Origin of the sequence: Flavobacterium sp. ACN2 (assembly GCF_002303885.1) — a bacterium.
Taxonomy (GTDB): Bacteria; Bacteroidota; Bacteroidia; order Flavobacteriales; family Flavobacteriaceae; genus Flavobacterium.
In genome coordinates, this window is sequence record NZ_MRCM01000005.1 from 228,977 (window position 1) to 247,433 (window position 18,457).

Annotated in this window: 13 protein-coding genes; 5 read left to right on the plus strand and 8 right to left on the minus strand. The window is 34.4% G+C overall.

Annotated elements, in window-relative coordinates:
- Positions 1–64: 64 nt before the first annotated feature.
- The 5 genes from BSF41_RS08150 to ligD all read left to right on the plus strand — a co-directional run bounded on the left by BSF41_RS08150 (position 65) and on the right by ligD (position 9,930).
- Positions 65–3,061: a glycoside hydrolase family 3 N-terminal domain-containing protein gene (locus BSF41_RS08150; RefSeq protein ID WP_095928998.1), complete on the plus strand. Its 2,997-nt coding sequence runs from the start codon at positions 65–67 to the stop codon at positions 3,059–3,061.
- Between the two features lie 102 nt (positions 3,062–3,163).
- Positions 3,164–4,435 (plus strand): acyltransferase family protein, encoded by a 1,272-nt coding sequence (locus tag BSF41_RS08155; RefSeq protein ID WP_095928999.1) that lies wholly within the window; start codon positions 3,164–3,166, stop codon positions 4,433–4,435.
- Positions 4,436–4,908: 473 nt separating this feature from the next.
- Positions 4,909–6,399 carry a PLP-dependent aminotransferase family protein gene (locus BSF41_RS08160; RefSeq protein WP_095929000.1) on the plus strand — a complete coding sequence of 497 codons (1,491 nt, stop codon included), beginning with the start codon at positions 4,909–4,911 and terminating at the stop codon, positions 6,397–6,399.
- A 476-nt stretch (positions 6,400–6,875) separates the two neighbouring features.
- Complete coding sequence (locus BSF41_RS08165) at positions 6,876–7,355, plus strand: hypothetical protein (RefSeq protein ID WP_095929001.1); 480 nt, start codon at positions 6,876–6,878, stop codon at positions 7,353–7,355.
- Complete coding sequence (ligD, locus tag BSF41_RS08170; protein WP_095929002.1) at positions 7,342–9,930, plus strand: DNA ligase D; 2,589 nt, start codon at positions 7,342–7,344, stop codon at positions 9,928–9,930. The genes BSF41_RS08165 and ligD overlap by 14 nt, the downstream gene beginning before the upstream one ends.
- Here ligD and BSF41_RS08175 read toward each other — a convergent pair.
- The 8 genes from BSF41_RS08175 to BSF41_RS08210 form a co-directional block, all read right to left on the minus strand.
- On the minus strand, positions 9,927–10,706 hold the full coding sequence (locus BSF41_RS08175; RefSeq protein ID WP_095929003.1) for a Ku protein: 780 nt from the start codon (positions 10,704–10,706) through the stop codon (positions 9,927–9,929). The two genes, ligD and BSF41_RS08175, sit on opposite strands and share 4 nt — an antisense overlap.
- A 271-nt stretch (positions 10,707–10,977) precedes the next feature.
- The gene (gene metQ / locus BSF41_RS08180) at positions 10,978–11,790 is read right to left on the minus strand and encodes a methionine ABC transporter substrate-binding lipoprotein MetQ (protein WP_095929004.1); all 813 of its coding nucleotides are present in this window, start codon (positions 11,788–11,790) and stop codon (positions 10,978–10,980) included.
- 45 nt (positions 11,791–11,835) lie between these two features.
- The gene (locus tag BSF41_RS08185; protein ID WP_095929005.1) at positions 11,836–12,489 is read right to left on the minus strand and encodes a methionine ABC transporter permease MetI; all 654 of its coding nucleotides are present in this window, start codon (positions 12,487–12,489) and stop codon (positions 11,836–11,838) included.
- Positions 12,482–13,513, minus strand: coding sequence for a methionine ABC transporter ATP-binding protein MetN (metN, locus tag BSF41_RS08190; RefSeq protein WP_095929006.1), 1,032 nt, complete (start codon positions 13,511–13,513; stop codon positions 12,482–12,484). Before metN ends, BSF41_RS08185 begins: the two co-directional genes overlap by 8 nt.
- 424 nt (positions 13,514–13,937) lie before the next feature.
- Positions 13,938–14,966, minus strand: a complete 1,029-nt coding sequence (locus tag BSF41_RS08195) for a hypothetical protein (RefSeq protein ID WP_095929007.1) — start codon at positions 14,964–14,966, stop codon at positions 13,938–13,940.
- A complete protein-coding gene (locus BSF41_RS08200; RefSeq protein ID WP_095929008.1) occupies positions 14,957–16,171 on the minus strand; it encodes a hypothetical protein in 1,215 nt (404 codons plus the stop codon). The genes BSF41_RS08195 and BSF41_RS08200 overlap by 10 nt, the downstream gene beginning before the upstream one ends.
- 154 nt (positions 16,172–16,325) lie before the next feature.
- A complete protein-coding gene (gene nagA / locus BSF41_RS08205) occupies positions 16,326–17,447 on the minus strand; it encodes an N-acetylglucosamine-6-phosphate deacetylase (RefSeq protein WP_095929009.1) in 1,122 nt (373 codons plus the stop codon).
- Between the two features lie 87 nt (positions 17,448–17,534).
- A complete protein-coding gene (locus BSF41_RS08210) occupies positions 17,535–18,338 on the minus strand; it encodes a DUF2490 domain-containing protein (protein WP_095929010.1) in 804 nt (267 codons plus the stop codon).
- Positions 18,339–18,457: the final 119 nt, after the last annotated feature.

Genomic DNA, 18,457 nt, shown 5'->3' on the forward strand with positions numbered 1-18,457 from the left:
AATATTGATGAATCTATTTGAGTCTAAGTGTATTAAACTCAAATAGATTTTAAAAAAAAATTATATGAAAAATTCATTCATAAAAATTAGTTTATACGCCGCTTTTATATTTTTAATTACCAATTGCGCATCCAAAAAAAATAATGGCGCAACAGATGATAAAAAGGATATTCCTTTACAAGACACTGTTGTTTATGTACCAAAAAACACTTCAGAGAAAAAAAACTTCTTTAAAGATTCTGATAAAGAAACCGCTTGGGTTGACAGCATTTACAGTAAAATGACCGTACAGGAAAAAATCGGGCAATTGTTTATGGTTTCTGCCTATTCCAACAAAGATTCTGTACACGTGAACCAAATCAGTAAACTGATTGAAGATTATAAAATAGGAAACGTTATTTTCTTTCAAGGCGGGCCAGTTCGTCAGGCGAAATTGACCAACTTATATCAATCGAAAGCTAAAGTTCCTTTGATGATCGGAATCGATGCCGAATGGGGATTAGCCATGCGATTAGATTCAACTTATCGTTATCCTTGGAATATGACTTTGGGCGCTATTCAGGATTTAAACTTAATTGAAAATGTGGGAAGAAATATGGCAGCCGAAAACAAACGAATCGGTGTTCATTTTAACTTTGCACCAGTTTTAGATATTAACACCAATCCGAAAAATCCAATTATCGGAAACCGTTCTTTTGGCGAAGATAAAGTCAATGTAACCGAAAAAGCTCTTGCTTTAATGAAAGGCATACAAGGAAATGGCGTTTTCTGCACCGGAAAACACTTTCCTGGACATGGCGATACTTCAACCGATTCGCACCACGCCTTGCCTACCGTTAATTTTTCTAAAGAACGTATGGAATTGGTCGAACTATATCCGTACAAGAAACTGTTTGACGAAGGCCTGGCTTCTGTTATGGTGGCGCACCTTAATATTCCGAGTTTAGAATCGCAGCCAAATTGTCCTTCTTCGGCTTCTTATAATGTGGTTACCAATCTGCTTCAAAAAGAATTAGGTTTCAACGGATTAATTTTTACAGATGGTTTGGCGATGAAAGGCGCTGCCAATTTTAAAGGTCCTGGAGATCTAGAAATCGCTGTTATTTTAGCAGGAAACGATATTTTGCTTTGTCCAGAAAATGTACCTGTTGCTTTTCAGAAACTGGAAGTTGCTTACAATGAAAAAGTAATTACAGAAGAACGATTGGCGCATTCGGTTAAAAAAATTCTTCATTTTAAATACAAAGCAGGACTGAACAAATACAAACCAATCGATTTAAACAATTTATACAATGATTTGAATCCGTCGCAAAATGATGCTTTGCATTATAAGTTGTATGAAAATGCGATTACGGTTTTAAAAAACGAAAAAGAAATTCTTCCGATAAAAGATTTAAGTGAAAAAATTGCTTACGTAAAACTAGGCGAAGACACGAACAGCGCTTTTATTTCTACGCTAAAAAAATATACTGAAATTACAGAAGTGAAAGACACGAATCTTGACAGTCTAAATAAAGAATTGAGAAAATTTGACAAGGTAATTATCAGCTATCATAAAGTAAATAAAGCTTGGGAAAAACAAGAATTCACATTACAAGAAATGCTTTGGCTGAAAGAAATTGCAAAACACAACAAAGTGATTTTGGACATATTTGCAAAACCATATTCGTTATTATCAATCAACAATTTTGATGATATTGAAGGATTGGTGGTTTCGTATCAAAACTCAGATATTAGTCAGGTTGTTTCGGCAGGATTGCTTTTTGGTGCTATTGAAGCCAAAGGAAAATTGCCTGTTTCAATCAATGATGCTTTTCATGTAAATGATGGTTTGACCACCGAAAAACTAAATCGTCTTGCTTTTACAGCTCCAGAAAATGTAAATATGAATCCGGCAATTTTATCCAAAATTGATGCTGTGGCACAAAAAGCAATTGATGGAAAAATGGCGCCTGGAATGCAGGTTTTGGTGGCTAGAAAAGGAAATGTAATTTTTCAGAAATCGTACGGAGCCCAAACTTATGATAATGGCAAGAAAGTAACCGATTCAGATTTATACGACGTGGCTTCGATTTCAAAAATGATTTCGACACTACCAAATGTGATGCAATTGTATGATAAAAATAAAGTAGAGCTGGATACCAAACTGAAAGATATGTTGCCTTTTTTTGCTAAAACAAACAAAGAAAACATCACTTTCAAAGATCTCCTAAATCATTATGCAGGACTTCAAGCTTGGATTCCGTTTTACAAAGCGACGTTAGACAGCAACAATCAGCCTTCTGAAAAATACTATCGAAAAGCAGCCGAAAACGGTTTTACAACAAAAGTTGCCGACAATCTTTATATTCGAAACGATTATCATGATACGATTATGAAAATCATTGCTGAAAGTCCTGTAGCTCTGAAAAAAGAATACAAATACAGCGATTTTACTTTTATCATTTTAAAAGAATATTTAGAAAGAAAAACACATAAAAAATTAGAAGAGCTGAGTCAAGAAAATTTCTACAGCACTCTAGGAATGACTAATACGCTTTATAATCCGCTAGATAAATTTAACAAAAGTAATATTGCTCCAACTGAAATTGATAACTATTTCAGACATCAAGTCATTCAAGGTTATGTACACGACATGGCCGCGGCAATGGAAGGCGGAGTTGCAGGTCACGCAGGAATTTTTTCTAATGCGATGGATGTTGCCAAAATGATGCAGCTTTATCTGCAGAAAGGAAATTATGGCGGTATTCAATATTTTTCTCCACAGACTTTTGATGCTTTTAATACGTGTTATTACAAAGATCAAGGCGTTCTAAGAGGTTTAGGATTTGATAAAAGAGTGCACAAAGGCGGACCAACCTGCGACTGTGTTTCTGAGGCAAGTTTCGGCCACACCGGTTTTACAGGAAACATGGCTTGGGCAGATCCAGAAACCGAAATTGTATATGTTTTTCTATCCAACAGAACCTATCCAGAAGTAGTGAATGACGAAAATAAATTAGCCAAAGGAAAAATCAGAGAAGAAATTCAACAGATCATTCAAGACGCGATAATAAGATAAAAATTCCAAAATTTAAATCCCAATTCCAAAACCAAAAAATCTCAAATCTATATTCTATATTCTAAAATCTAAAATTCTAACCCTATCTAAAATATCAACCCAATGACAAAAGAACGTTTAACCTCACTCGATGTCTTTAGAGGATTTACCATTCTCTTAATGACGATTGTCAATAATCCGGGAAGCTGGTCATCTATTTACCCGCCTTTAGAACATGCTGAATGGCATGGTTGCACGCCTACTGATCTAGTTTTCCCGTTTTTTGTTTTTATTATGGGAACGGCTATTCCGTTTGCAATGCCTGTAAAACATTTTGACGGAAGTGTTTTCAATAAAATTTTAGTTCGATCGCTTCGTATTTTCTGTTTAGGATTGTTTTTAAGTGTTTTCAGCAGAATTCATTTATTTGGTTTAGAAGGAATTCCGTTATTAGGATTGCGATTAATAATTGCTTTTGCGGTTGCGTATACCCTTTTAGGAAACTTTTCAATGAAAGTCAAAACCATTCTTGCCATTGGTGTGTTTCTAATCCTTATTTCATTATCATTTAGCGGACTTGAACATTTTGAAGACACGAGAATTCCAGGTGTTTTACAGCGAATTGCCATTGTGTATTTCTTTACTTCTATTTTGTATTTAAAGACTAATTTAAAGACACAGCTTTTGGTTTTAGCAGGGCTTTTAGTTGGATATTGGCTTGTAATGGCTTTTGTTCCCGTTCCCGGATTTGGTCCTGCCAATTTTGATAAAGGAACCAATCTTGCCGCTTGGATAGACGATACGCTTTTGAACGGACATTTATGGGCATCTTCTAAAACTTGGGATCCAGAAGGAATTTTGAGCACTTTGCCAGCCATTGGAACCGGAATTTTAGGAATGTACATTGGTCAGCTGTTAAATTTATCTGTTGATAAAATGGAAATCGTAAAAAAGACCGCCATTGCTGGAACTGCTTTAGTAATTGGAGGTTTAATTTGGAACATCTTCTTCCCGATCAACAAATCGCTTTGGACAAGTTCTTATGTTTTATATACAGCCGGAATTGCAACTTTATGTTTAACGCTTTTGTATTATATAATCGATATTAAAGGACATAAAAAATGGACGAAATTATTCCTGATCTGGGGAGTTAACCCGATGATTGTGTTTTTCTTTTCTGGAATAATTCCGAGAGTTTTAAGTGCTATAAAAGTAGCCGATCCCGAAAAAGCAGGTGAAGAAATTGGACTTCAAGCCTATATTTATAATCATGGTATTGTTCCTTGTTTTGAAAACCCATTAAATGCATCACTCGCTTATGCTTTATCTTATGCTCTTTTCTGGTCGTTTATCTTATGGATTTTCTACAAAAAGAAACTGATTTTTAAAGTGTAATTAATATTATAATGAATTACCACAACGAGTTACAATTTAATATTCCGTAGGAATATCTGGTCGGTAGAAAAAGAATATATCATTTTGCATTGTGTTCCAGAGGAACACCTGATTTTATATAACAGCGTTCCGTTTTACCAATCAAACGTTCCTACGGAACGTATAACCGCAATCCAAATTAAATTCTACCGATGAAACATTCCTACGGAATGAATTGTTTTTGAGAATATATAATCACAATATTTAGCATAAACTTCGCAGAAAAAAATGACGCAGTTAAATGCTTGTTCAATTTCAGCCAACGGATTAATTGCATCTTATTCATTAAATAAAAAATATTTCAGCCGGACTTAATAGTTTGATTTGGTCATCGTTCTAGCACTTATTTAGGTAAGATCACTTTTCTTTTTTTCTAAAAATTTTAAGAAAAGCAGTATCTTGCCGTACCAATAAAAAGTGTCAGTTTATAAATTATGGATAGTCCGGTTGAAATTCCTTTTAAAAGCTTTATTCAGCTTAAACCAGAAGAGAGCACTGCTATTTATCTGCAGCTTGTTTTTGAGTTTATCAAAGCCATACAAACGGGTTTTCTTCCCGAAGGCACCAAACTTCCCGGTACCAGAATTTTATGTAAAGTGCTTTCTGTTAACCGAAACACTTTAATCAAAGCCTTTCAGGATTTAGAATCGCAAGGCTGGATTGAAACACTTCCGAATAAAGGAACTTTTATCTTATCACAGCAAAAACAAAAAAACAAGGCTGAATTTATTCTTTCGAAAGAACAAAATGTATCTCAAGATAATATTGGCTTTAGTTTTCAGCGTTCTACTATTCTTGAAAGCCCAATAGAAATCAGTAATCTGCCGTATCAATTTAATGACGGAATGCCTGATTTAAGATTAGTTCAAACCGATGTTTTGGCCAGATTATATGTTTCGAAATTAAAGAGAAGAAAAACTTCTAAAACCTACGAGCAGATAGAATTGCGTTCGCATTCGAATTTTAAAACTCATTTTTCTAATTATCTGAATCTTACTCGCGGAATTCGTATTTCAACTTCAAATCTTCTTACGACAAGCAGTCACGAAATTGCTTTGTATTTGGTAACAAAAGTGCTTATTGCTCCAGGCGATAAAGTCGTTGTAGCTTCGCCGGGATATTATATGTCAAACATGACGCTGACCAATACGGGAGCGCAGATAATTTCTATTCCGGTAAATGAAGACGGAATTGACACCAAACGTTTAAAAGAAATTTGCGAAACAACCAAAATTAGGGTTTTATACTTGACATCCAATTATCATTATCCAACCACGATTTCGCTTAGTGCTAAAAAAAGAATCGAAGTTTTGGAATTGGCCAACCAATACGGATTTGTGATTTTGGAAGACGATTATGATTTTGAGTTTCATTACGATAATAATCCTGTTTTGCCTTTAGCCGCTTTTGATTCCAATCAGAAAGTGGTTTATATCGGTTCTTTCGGAAAATCATTGCCATCAGGATTCAGTTATGGTTTTGTGGCCGCGCCTGCGGAATTTATCAAAGAACTCGAAAAGCATCAAAATATTCTTGAACCGAGAATAGATGTCATAAAAGAACAGGTTCTTACTGAATGGATTACCGAGGGGGAAGTGCATCGTCTTTCTAAGAAAAATAAAAAAATCTACAAAGAACGACGCGATCATTTTGTTTCGATTCTTAACGATAAACTAAAAGATAGAATTAAGTTTAAAATCCCGCCAAGAGGACTGGCAATCTGGGTCGAATGGCTGGATCATTTTAATCTGGTTCAGTTTCAAAAAGAATGTTCCAAACAGGGTTTATTTCTGCCAAAGACCATTTTATATCAGACCAAAAATCTTACCGCGACCCGTTTAGGATTTGGACATTTAGAGAAAGATGAAATGGAAAAAGCAGTTTCTATTTTGAGGGAATGTCTTGAAATAATTTTAGAGAAATAGTTTCTAATCTTTTCATCCATTAGGATACAAAATGAATATCTATTTCAAACATAACCCGTGGTTTCAGCCACGGGCTATTTTTGAATATAAATGCGTATAAAACAAAAATTGGATGTCTTTTGCTAAAGCCATTTTTGCAATTTATTACAGTATTATTTCTATTTCCCAGAAACGATGTCTTCCTAATATTTTTATAAACAAAATGGTGATAATTGTCTTCGCTCTTTTCACTTGTCAAAATAAATTTATAATTATATCAAAATTGTTTTGGTTTTTCAAAACAATAGACAACCAAAGTTAGATTAGTTTTCAAGTTAAATTTTATACTTAACGGTTATAACATTCGAATCTTAAAATATTTGAAAACCAATATTTTACTGATAATTATATAAGTGCTTTTTTTAATCCTATAACATAAAACAGCCTTTTTAAAAGTAACTTTGATAAAGAGTTTTTAATTCAAAAACAAGGTCAATATGATTTACACCATTATACAAGTAATTTTAATTTCTATTGTGGCAACATCGGCTATGACATGGTTTAGTTATGCTATGTCGGAAAATTTTAAAGAATTGTATAAAGAACCTGTTTTATTGAGTTTTGCTCTAAAAAAAACAAATACAAGCCTTTCCGAAGAATCTCAGAAAACTTGGGGATGGCTAATACATTACATTATTGGTTTTCTATTTGTTATGGGATATCATATAGTATGGGTAAAGAATATTTTACCAATTTCTCCACTAAATGCTCTTATATTAGGAGTTATCAGTGGTGTAATTGGCATATTCAGCTGGATTATTATATTTAAAATGACCAATCATCAACCCCCAATTGATTTTAAAGGTTATTATATTCAGCTGTTCTTTGCCCATATTATTTTTGCTGTCACGGCAACGGCGCTTTACTCTATTTCATTAACCACTTTAATTCTTTTGAAAGATTATGTCACTGTCTAAATACCATCAAAAAAGAGATTTTAAACAAACTCGTGAACCAAAAGGAAAAGTAGAAAAATCGGCTAACGAATTAATTTTTGTGGTACAGAAACATGCCGCATCGCATCTTCATTACGATTTTAGGTTAGAAATGGATGGCGTTTTAAAAAGCTGGGCAGTGCCAAAAGGTCCGTCAATGGATCCTGAAGTAAAACGTCTCGCAATGATGGTAGAAGATCATCCGTATAGTTACAAGGATTTTGAAGGTACAATTCCAGAAGGAAACTATGGTGCCGGAAATGTGATTGTTTGGGATAATGGAACGTATACTTCAGATGAAAAAACAGCTTCGGACGAAAAACAATTATTAAGCGATTTAGAAAAAGGACGTTTGAGTTTTGTTTTAAAAGGAAAAAAACTCAAAGGCGAATTTTCGTTGGTTAAACTTCATGGCAAACAAGAAAATGCTTGGCTTTTAATCAAGAAAAATGATAAATATGCTTCTACTGAAGATATTTTAGAAAAAAATAAATCGGTTATTTCTAAAAGAAGTTTGGAACAGCTGATAGAAAAATCTGAAAAACTGGCTTCAAAAACAGAAGAAAAAACAGTTGAGAAAAAAACAGCAAAAAAAAAGTCTAATCCGAAAGTTAAAATAGCTGAGTTTATAAAACCCATGCTTGCCAGTGTGAGCGAAAAGCCATTTGATGATGACGAATGGGTTTTCGAAAATAAATACGATGGCTACAGGACGATTGCCGTTATTAATGATCAGCAGGTAGATTTATTCAGCAGAAATCAGCTTTCATTTACTGATAATTTCAAACCAATCGCCGAAGAATTACAACAAATAGATCATAACGTAGTTTTGGATGGCGAAGTTGTGGTGGAAAATGATGCAGGAAAAGCCGATTTCCAACTGCTTCAAAATTACATGAAAACCGGAATTGGGAATCTCAAATATTACGTCTTTGATTTATTGAATTTGGATGGAAATCTGATTACCGAATTATCGCTTTTGGAACGAAAAGAACTGCTGAAAATTCTCTTCAATAAATATCCTTTTTCGAATGTTTTTTATTCTGAACATACCGTTGGCGAAGGAATAAAACAATTTGAGAAAGCAGTTAAAAATAAAACGGAAGGTATACTTGCCAAAAGAGCCGATAGCACTTATGCTGCAAACAGAAGAAGTACAAACTGGCTCAAAATAAAAACAGCAAATGAAGAAGAAGCCATAATTATTGGAATCACCGAACCTAAAAATTCGAGAAAGTATTTTGGCGCGCTTCTTCTAGGTCAATATCATGGTAAAAAACTGCAATATATTGGCAAATGCGGAACGGGTTTTACAGAAGCTGTGCTGAAAGATTTATACACTCAACTCGAGCCTTACTTTTTAGAAAAATCTCCGCTTGACGAAAAAATCTCTTTGCGCGATCCCATTCAATGGTTGAAACCAAAAGTGGTATGTCAGGTAAAATTTTCCGAATGGACGCAGGATCAGCATTTGCGACATCCTGTTTATCTTGGATTAAGGGTTGATAAAAAAGCTGAGGAAGTGAATTTTAATGGTAATGAAAATGGCAATGACAATGGCAAAATCAATTTGGAAAACGATGTTAATGGGAGTTCTAATTTAATTGAAATGGAAAAATCAAATAAACACAAAACTGAGAATGATTACGATTTAAAAATTGGTAAAACTACCTTACATCTTACCAATCAGAATAAAATTTATTTTCCAAAAGATGGAATTACAAAAGGTGATATTGTGCAATATTATAATGAAGTTTCAGAACTGATTTTACCGTATTTAAAAGATCGTCCAGAATCGATGAACCGTTTCCCGAACGGAATTGATTCTCCTAGTTTTTATCAGAAAGATGTCGATGTCGATAAAATTCCGAAATGGCTTAAAACCAAGAAGATCTTCTCAGAATCCAACAATGCCAACATTGATTATCTTATTTGCAATAATAAAGAAACACTACTTTATATGGCCAATTTAGGCTGTATCGAAATGAATCCCTGGAATTCGACCATAAAACATATTCAGAATCCAGATTGGCTCGTAATTGATTTAGATCCCGCAAAAGACGACTTTAAACTAGTGGTTCAAACTGCTTTGGTTGTAAAAGAAGTTTTAGACGAATTGGAAACCGAATGTTTGTGCAAAACTTCGGGCGCTTCTGGGCTTCATATTTACATTCCGCTTGGCGCGCAATACGATTATGATTCGATTAAAATTCTAGCCGAATTAATTGCCAAAGAGGTACATTCCAGACTGCCTGATATTACCTCGATTGACAGAAGCATAAAAAAAAGGAAAAATAAACTGTACATCGATTTTTTACAAAACCGACGCGGACAAACTTTGGCAGCGCCGTATTCTGTTCGTCCAAAACCTGGCGCAACAGTTTCTACGCCTTTAGAATGGAGTGAGGTAAATGATAAACTGCATCCGTCGCAATTTACCATCAAAAATGTATTAAGTCGTTTTGAGAAAAAAGGCGATTTATGGAAACCTGTTTTATCGAAAGGCGCCAACATTAAAAAGATTATTCACAAACTAGAAAATAGCCAAAAGGCTTAAGAAGATTTTTTCTTTTTGTTTTCGAGACTGGCTTTCAGCATTTCCATTAAATCGTCGCTTTGTTTGTGCACGACTTTTAGTTTTGGAGCCGCTTTCTGTGGTTTTCCTTTGGCTTTCTTTTTAATGATATCCAAAAGCTTAGCGGTATATTCATCTTTAAAGCCAGAAATATCAAATTTCTCCGTTAGCTGATCGATTAGTTTTTCGGCCATGTCCATTTCTTTTGTCGCTTTTTTAGACATTGGAGGCAATTTTAATTCTGCTGTACTTCGAATCTCTTGTTCAAATCGAATTCTGTTTAAAACAATGACATTTTTATACGGTTTTAAAATCGCTAGACTTTCTTTATTTCGCAGTACAAATCTTGTAACACCTACTTTTCCTGAAGCTTCGAGCGCATCGCGAAGTAACCCGTAGGCATTCATGGCGCCTTTATCGGGTTCGAGATAATAGGGCTGTTCGTAATAAATACTTTGGATTTCTTTTTCGAAAGCAAAACTTTCAATATCGATTGTTTTGGTTTTAATAGCGTCTGCAGCTTCAAAATCAGAATCTTCCAAAACAATATATTTACCTTCCAGATTATATCCCTTTACAATATTGGCAAAATCTACTTCTTTACCCGTATTTTCGTTAACACGTTTAAACTTGATATTAGCGTGATCTTTTGCGTCAAGCATATCCATATCCAGACTGCTTTCCTGCACCGCCGAAAACATTTTTATTGGAATATTAATTAACCCAAAACTTACCGAACCTGTCCAAATCGATCTCATGGCTTTTGCTTTAAAAATTGAACTCTAATTTAATTCAATAAAAAAACGTAAGCATTACAAAATCAACAGATTGTTTTATATAATTGTTAATGGTAAATGGTGAATTGTGAATTGTGAATTGTGAAATACCATCGTGGTTCCCGTGGTTGAAACCACGGGCTATGTTTGAATATATGTGCGTATATAACAAAAAAAAAATGAGTTATGAATTATAAGTTAGGCAACACTCCTAACTTATAACTCATAACTTTTAACTTTTAACTTAAAAAAATTACCAGCCTTTAACTGCTCCTCCTTTAAATTCTTGTTCAGCAGCTTTTTCTACTTCTGGAGATTGAAAAGCCTGTAAAAACTGTTTTACTTTTTCTTCGTTTTTATTGTCTTCGCGGCTTACCACCAAATTTACATAAGGAGAATCTTTGTCTTCAACAAACAAAGCATCACGAGATGGAACCAATCCTGCTGCAGAAGCAAAAGTATTGTTGATGATCGCAATAGACACATTCTGGTCGTCTAAAGCACGAGGCAATTGAGGTGCTTCTAATTCTAAGATTTTTAAGTTTTTAGGATTGCCAACAATGTCTGTTACTTTTGGCAATAAACCAACACCATCTTTCAACTTCAATAATCCGTTTTTTTGTAGAAGCAATAACGAACGTCCTCCGTTTGTTGGATCATTTGGGATAATAATTGTGCTTTCGTTTTTCAATTCAGAAAGGCTTTTTATTTTTTTAGAATACCCAGCAATCGGATACACGAATGTATTCCCGATAATGGCTAATTTGTAACCTCTTTGTTTCGATTGCTCATCTAAATACGGTTTGTGCTGAAATGCATTCGCATCGATATCACCCTGGCTCAAAGCTTCGTTTGGAATCACGTAATCGTTGAAAGAAACTAGTTCTACTTCCAATCCATATTTTTCTTTAGCTACTTTTTTAGCCGCTTCCGCCACTTTTAGTTCTGGACCAGAAGCCACACCTACTTTTATAAAATGAGGATCGTTATTTTTTTTGTTTCCGCAATTGGATAAAACAAGCGCCAAAGCCAAAACTCCAGCCGTTTTTAAAATATTAAGTTTCATATATTTCTAATTGTAAATTGTTAATTATAAATTATTAATTGAGGATTATCTATGATCGAATCGTTTTGATAATCTGTCTCCAGCAAACTGAATTACGAATACCAGAATAACCAATAAAGCCAAAACCGAGTTCATTGTTACGGCATCATAACCAATATATCCGTATTGATACCCAACTTGTCCTAAACCACCTGCTCCAACAGCTCCTCCCATTGCAGAATATCCAACAAGAGTAATTAAAGTTATTGATGCTGCATTGATTAAAGAAGGCAAAGCTTCTGGCAATAATACTTTGTACACAATTTGTAAAGGAGTTGCACCCAATGCTCTCGCTGCTTCGATTAATCCCGACGGTAAGCCTAGCAAACTATTTTCTACCAAACGGGCAATAAACGGTGCTGCACCAATACTTAATGGAACCAAAGCGGCACTCACACCAATAGAAGTCCCAACAATAGCGCGTGTAAACGGAATCATCCAAACGATTAAAATAATGAATGGAATAGAACGAAAAACGTTTACCACAACTGATAATGTTCTGTTTAAAACCGGCTGTTCCAGAATCTGGTTTTTACGAGTTAAGAATAATAAAATTCCTGTTGGAAGTCCTAACAAAAACCCGAAAAAGCCCGATACAAAAGTCATAACAATGGTTTCCCATGTTCCTTTTAACAATAAATCTATAAGAGAATCAGACATAACCTATAATTTCTGTTTTAATATGTTTTGAATTAAAATATTGAATTGCAGCGTTGTAATTTTCGCGTTTCCCTGAAAGTTCAATCAGCATTACACCAAAATTCACTTCGCCAGCCTGATCCATTTGCGCGCTAACGATTTTAAAATCGGTATCAAAAAGTCTTGAAACTTCTGAGATAACAGGTTCGTTAACTGATTTTCCTGTCATTTCCAGTTTCAATAACGGATTCAGATTTCCGTTGTCTTCTTTCTGCAATTTTTCCTGATAAACAGACGGAACTTCGATATGAAGCGAAGAAGAAATAAATTCTCTTGTTAGTTCATGTTTTGGGTCTGCAAAGATTTCGCCCACACTTCCCTGCTCAATTAATTTTCCGTGACTGATTACCGCTACTTCATCGCAAATTGATTTCACCACTTCCATTTGGTGTGTGATCAGCAGGACCGTAATGTTAAGACGTTTGTTAATGTCTTTCAGTAAATTTAAAATCGATCTCGTTGTTGCAGGATCCAATGCACTTGTCGCTTCATCGCACAGTAAAACTTTCGGATTATTGGCCAAAGTTCTTGCAATGGCAACTCTTTGTTTTTGTCCTCCCGAAAGACTTGCTGGATAATCATTGGCTTTTTCGGCCAATCCGACTAATTGCAATAATTCTAAAACGCGAGTTTTGATTTCGGTTTTTGGCGTTCCAGCCAATTCTAGCGGAAAAGCCACATTTTCGAAAACCGTTCTCGAAGAAAGTAAATTGAAATGTTGAAAAATCATTCCGATTTGTCTTCTTTCAATCGCCAATTCAGCATTTGACAACTGCATCAAAGCTTTTCCGTCAACGATAATTTCGCCAGAAGTTGGTCTTTCCAACAAATTCACGCAGCGAATCAAAGTACTTTTTCCTGCTCCGGAAGTTCCAATTACACCAAAAATTTTCCCCTGAGGAACCCTTAGAGAGACATCAGACAAAGCAGCTACAATTCTGTCTTTCTGATGAAAAGTTTTGGTTACATTTTTTAATTCAATCATTCTTTACAGTTTAAAAAACAAAAAAGCCTTCCATTAATTAGTTGAAAGGCGTTTTCGAAATAAATTTTATCATTTTATATATTAAGCCAGATCAATAAACACCATAACAGCACCACAGCACATCATACTGCGACGATAATAATTATTCATTTTCTGGTTCTGTTTCTTCATAGCGAGTGCAAATTTAAATAGTTATTTTCAATTTTAAGCTATAAATTGTTAAAACTTTTATTAACCTATCAATTTAGTAGGTTATTTTTTTGAAATTCCAATATTTGAAATTCCAAATTCCAATCTTGAGAATCGAAATTTTATTTCAATTCAAAAAAAATCCAAATTCCAATTTGCCCGAGACTTCGGAATTGGAATTTGGAATTTTTATTCTTTGGAATTTCAAATTTCAAATATTGGAATTTAAAAAAAACTAGTTGTTTTGTTCCGCAATTACTGACTTATTCAACTTTATTATTCTGATTTTTTTATTGGTATTATCAGATAAGAAAATACGATCGTCAAGTTGTGCTGTTCCAACAATAGTTCCAAAAGCATTTTGCCCTAAAATATCAGAAACGCTTAAAGCTGCTTTATAATTCTTTTTAATGAACTCTTCTTTTGGATATAATTTTAAATAAGATGCACTTCCAACATTTTCTGAAGTAACTGCCCAATCTTTGCTAAAAGATACTGCAATTGGCTTAACGTCTACAAATTGCACTTTTTCTGGCTCGATAGGAGTTGTTAACGAAGCTGCAGCGTTGGCTTTAATATTGGCAATATTATAATATAAATAGCTTTTGGCATCTCTTCCTCCTACAACCAAATTTCCATCATAAACATCCAATGAATATATTTCTGTATATCCGTTTAAAGTATTCAATTTGGCAATAGGCTTTAAATTCCAATCGCTTGTTTCTGTAATTTGAGTAGCGTCAAGAACTTTTATGCTCTTTTCTTTTTCTTTTACAAACACCAATCCGTCTTTTGCTACAACGCCAAAAACGTGCACAAAAGTCTGCCACCACTGGCCATTTCCAACAGTACTAATTCCAGCATTTGTAATCTCATCAAAAACAAATAATCTCGATTCTGTACTACCAACGTAAATACGGCCAGCATCAACAGAAACCGATGTTAAACTTGTTAGCGCAATAGTTGTGTTTCCTTTTTTATATTCTTTTATTGTTTTAATATGTTCTAAAGTCAGAGCATTAAAAATCTCTAATACATTTCCGTTAATCACATACAATTTTTCATTTGCAATAGTAATTCCTTTTGGATCAAATGCTTCTGTGCTTCCTGGAATATTTTCGTTTGTAATAGAAGCTTCATCAGTCGGATAATAATAGGTATAATCTTTAGATGCTGGATCGTCTTTACTGCAACTTGTAAACAAACAAATTGCTAAAATTAGGGGCAGAATATGTTTCATGTGTAGTTTATGTTTTAGTTCCATTTTCCTTCGCCTTTATATTTTAGCAAAAATGGATTTTTAGGATTAACAGTAAATACTGGTTTCTTGTAAGTTCCTTTTACGTAAGCTGTTTTTGAATACGTTTTTAAAACGTCTGGATCTGTAAACGGAAGATCATTTAAATAAATTAAGTATTTATAAAAATGAGTAAGCATTTCCTGCTGGCCTCCGCCTTCGCCGCTATTCGCCAAATTACTGCTGTGGTTAAAACCAATATGATGCGAATATTCGTGAGACCAAACCGACATTTCTCCAACCCAATGTCCGGTTACATAACCCGATTCCCATTGCGATGCCAGATTTCCTCCGCCCCAAGCAGAATCTCCTCCAACCATTGCCAGCCACACGGTTCTTTTATCTAGATAATTCCAGTATATTTTTTCGATTTCTTCTTTAGAATAATAATCGTAAACACCCTCTACATCATCAGCATTTCCGTGCCAGTTTAAAGCGCCGTTTATAGCTGTTCCTGCTGTCGCTGCCTGTTCTTGTTTGTATTTGTCAAAATTGGTAAAAGTGTCATAATACATAGGATGGCTTAAGGCATAAGAATAATTAATAATCATGGTAATTGCTTCTTTTGCCAATGCAGGATTCATCGGAAGAAATTTACCCAGTTCATTAATATGGTATCCGTCATGAAACTGAACTAAATGATTTGATTTTATTTTTTTGAATTTTTTAAACAAAGGATCATCTGATTCTACAGAAAATTCGATCGCTCCAGATGAAAATCCTTCAATTTTATCGATCGTTACTGTGTTTCCTGTTTCTAACAGATAATCGTTTTTTTGCTCTGTCAAAGGAATTTTATGAAAAGAACGGTGAAAAGCAGGAACTTTTGAAAAACTATAAAGCAAAAACTTTTTATCGTAATTAGGCAATTTTGCATACACTTTTACGTCTGTTAATCCAACTGGAGAATAAAGCGAAATTTGTACAGAATCTTTTCCTTTTTGAATAATTTGAAACGGTTCGTTTACTCTAAACCAACGATCTGTTTTGTCATACATTTTTGAAGGACTTTCGTCATCTTCAAACATGGTCATTGGTTTATTTTCTGCTGGTAAAGCCGAAGCATCTATGCTTGCTAGGTAATTTGGCTTGTAGTTTTCGCCATCGTCACTACATCCAAAAATAATACTTGCCAATAGGGCAAATACAAAAAAGTGAGTGTTTTTTCTCATCAGTAAGTAAGTAGGTTTGGGGTTAAATATGGTGCAAAACTATCAATATACTTCGTATAAGCAAGTTAAATGCAAGAAAAATATGAATATAAAATATACTAAAAGTAAGTTTTTATAAACACCTACTATACTTAAAGGTCAGGTTTTAAAGTTTCTATTCCCTAAAATCTAAAGTCTTGATTACAGTTAAATCAGAATTGAACTCAACAAAGCTTGCGGGAAAATCTGCACGTATTTTTCCTATTTTATTTTGCATGCCAATTGCAGCAGCCACTCTTGTAGTTGCCATTTTTATAGCTTCATCTGCCGAAACATTTAAATGATTAAAAGCATTTTGCACTGCTTCTGTCATTGAGATGGAAGCGCCTGCAAGATTGCCATCCTCATTTCTATAGAAACCATCAACCAAATGAGCATCAAAATTATCCCATTTAAAATTGGCTACTTTACGCCCTAAAAAGGTAGCGTCGCTGATTAAGAAGAATTTATCCTGTTTTAGTTTGTACGCTATTTTTGCAGCTGCATAATCGCAATGCACTCCATCTAGGATAACAGGAGCGTAGACTTCTTCGTTTTCAAAAACAGCTCCAACCAAACCTGGTTCGCGATGTCCGAATTGTGTCATGGCATTAAACAAGTGTGTAACCAGATTTATTCCTTTTGCAAAATAAGGCTGTGCTTCTTTATGCGTAATAGTAGAATGTCCGATCGAAATTGTAATACCGCTTTCGATCAGCATAGTAAGCTGTTTTTCTGTAAAACATTCTGGAGCTATGGTAATGACTTTTATAACGTCTTTTCCTTTGCTGATAATTTCTTGAAGTTCTTCGTCAGTTGGTTTTCGAACCTGATCAATACTATGTGCCCCGCGTCTTTGCGGATTTAAAAATGGTCCTTCTAAGTGCATTCCGATTACACCATTTTGATGCTTTTTCATGTAATTGCGAACCGCTTCAATTCCTTCTAAAATGGTTTCTTTTGATGAAGATATTAAACAAGGTAAAACATGCGTTGTGCCATATTTCATACTGGCATCGTAAATATCCTGAATGGTTTCTTCGTTGGGTGTCTGGCTGAAATAATACTTTTCTCCGCCATTGATCTGAATATCTATAAATCCTGCCGCAAGATGATTTCCTTTTAAATCAATTGTCTTGATATCGTTCGGAATTTCTTTTTGTACTGAAATAATAGTTCCGTTTTCTACAACTACAACTCCGTTTTCTATTATTTCTTCTCCCGTGTGTACGACAGCATTTATGATCGCTTGTTTCATTTTGTTTATTTCTTATAACGTTCCAAAGTTAAATATAATAAGTTTTAAGCAAAATAAACTCTTTTAAAATCGCCAGAAATAATTTGATCAATCTGCACCACCATCAACACTATCAAATGTTTCACGTTCTTTTGGTTTTACGCTGTATTTTAATGAAACCATTGGTCCGTAGTAAACGTCAAACTGAGTTCCGTTTGTACGCAACTGCATCTGTCCTATTACGCCTGCCAAAAAATGAATATTCGGCGTAATTCCAGCAGTATAATAAACCGAAAGTCTGAAAATATCAAAATGTTCGTCGGCATAATCTTTAGAAGCAAACTTTAGCATTAGTTCTGTATAATACCCAATATTTGGCGCTAAAAAAATTGGTTTTTCCTTACTTTGTCTCAAATAATGATTGACTCCAAAAAGGGCTCTTAATCTTGGTATTGTCTGATGATTGCCATTTCTATCATCAAAAAATTTGGTTTCAAATCGCACTTGTTCGAAAATAGATCCTTTTGGCATTTCTTGAGTATAGGTTCCCATAACAATAAGTCGGTTTTCCAAAGTTTTGTAATTCCCCGCTTCTTCTATTGCATACTTCTGGTTGTGTGCGTATCCTAACCAAAGCTTCATATTTTTAAAACCCGAATAAATAATCCAAGGTCTTATTACTTTTCGCTGTGTATATTCAAAAGGATTTCCGTTTGTGTAAGCACCTTGCGTCACGAGCTGCAAATCGGCCTGACCGCTCAAATGCCATTTTTCTATTAAAGGAAACGCAACATCAACTTCGCTTATAGATGCCGGAATAAATCCCATTGTATAAGGAGCATCCTGCACTTTTGAAACTTGAGACAAAATAATGCAACAGAATAAAAGAAAAGTCTTGTTTAATAAACTCATAATCGATCAATGTTAAATTACAAGGCTGTGAAATAGGAAAGTCTATCAAATTTAAAGAAAGAAGTTTTTAACTTTTTCAAAAAGCGGTTTCATGTTATAATTTGAAACCGCTTTTTGAA

Bases quoted from the DNA above. Each gene is read 5' to 3' on its own strand.
- BSF41_RS08150 (WP_095928998.1), top strand. From the start codon at position 65: ATGAAAAATTCATTCATAAAAATTAGTTTATACGCCGCTTTTATATTT.
- BSF41_RS08155 (WP_095928999.1), top strand. From the start codon at position 3,164: ATGACAAAAGAACGTTTAACCTCACTCGATGTCTTTAGAGGATTTACC.
- BSF41_RS08160 (WP_095929000.1), top strand. From the start codon at position 4,909: ATGGATAGTCCGGTTGAAATTCCTTTTAAAAGCTTTATTCAGCTTAAA.
- BSF41_RS08165 (WP_095929001.1), top strand. From the start codon at position 6,876: ATGATTTACACCATTATACAAGTAATTTTAATTTCTATTGTGGCAACA.
- ligD (WP_095929002.1), top strand. From the start codon at position 7,342: ATGTCACTGTCTAAATACCATCAAAAAAGAGATTTTAAACAAACTCGT.
- BSF41_RS08175 (WP_095929003.1), bottom strand. From the start codon at position 10,706: ATGAGATCGATTTGGACAGGTTCGGTAAGTTTTGGGTTAATTAATATT.
- metQ (WP_095929004.1), bottom strand. From the start codon at position 11,790: ATGAAACTTAATATTTTAAAAACGGCTGGAGTTTTGGCTTTGGCGCTT.
- BSF41_RS08185 (WP_095929005.1), bottom strand. From the start codon at position 12,489: ATGTCTGATTCTCTTATAGATTTATTGTTAAAAGGAACATGGGAAACC.
- metN (WP_095929006.1), bottom strand. From the start codon at position 13,513: ATGATTGAATTAAAAAATGTAACCAAAACTTTTCATCAGAAAGACAGA.
- BSF41_RS08195 (WP_095929007.1), bottom strand. From the start codon at position 14,966: ATGGAACTAAAACATAAACTACACATGAAACATATTCTGCCCCTAATT.
- BSF41_RS08200 (WP_095929008.1), bottom strand. From the start codon at position 16,171: ATGAGAAAAAACACTCACTTTTTTGTATTTGCCCTATTGGCAAGTATT.
- nagA (WP_095929009.1), bottom strand. From the start codon at position 17,447: ATGAAACAAGCGATCATAAATGCTGTCGTACACACGGGAGAAGAAATA.
- BSF41_RS08210 (WP_095929010.1), bottom strand. From the start codon at position 18,338: ATGAGTTTATTAAACAAGACTTTTCTTTTATTCTGTTGCATTATTTTG.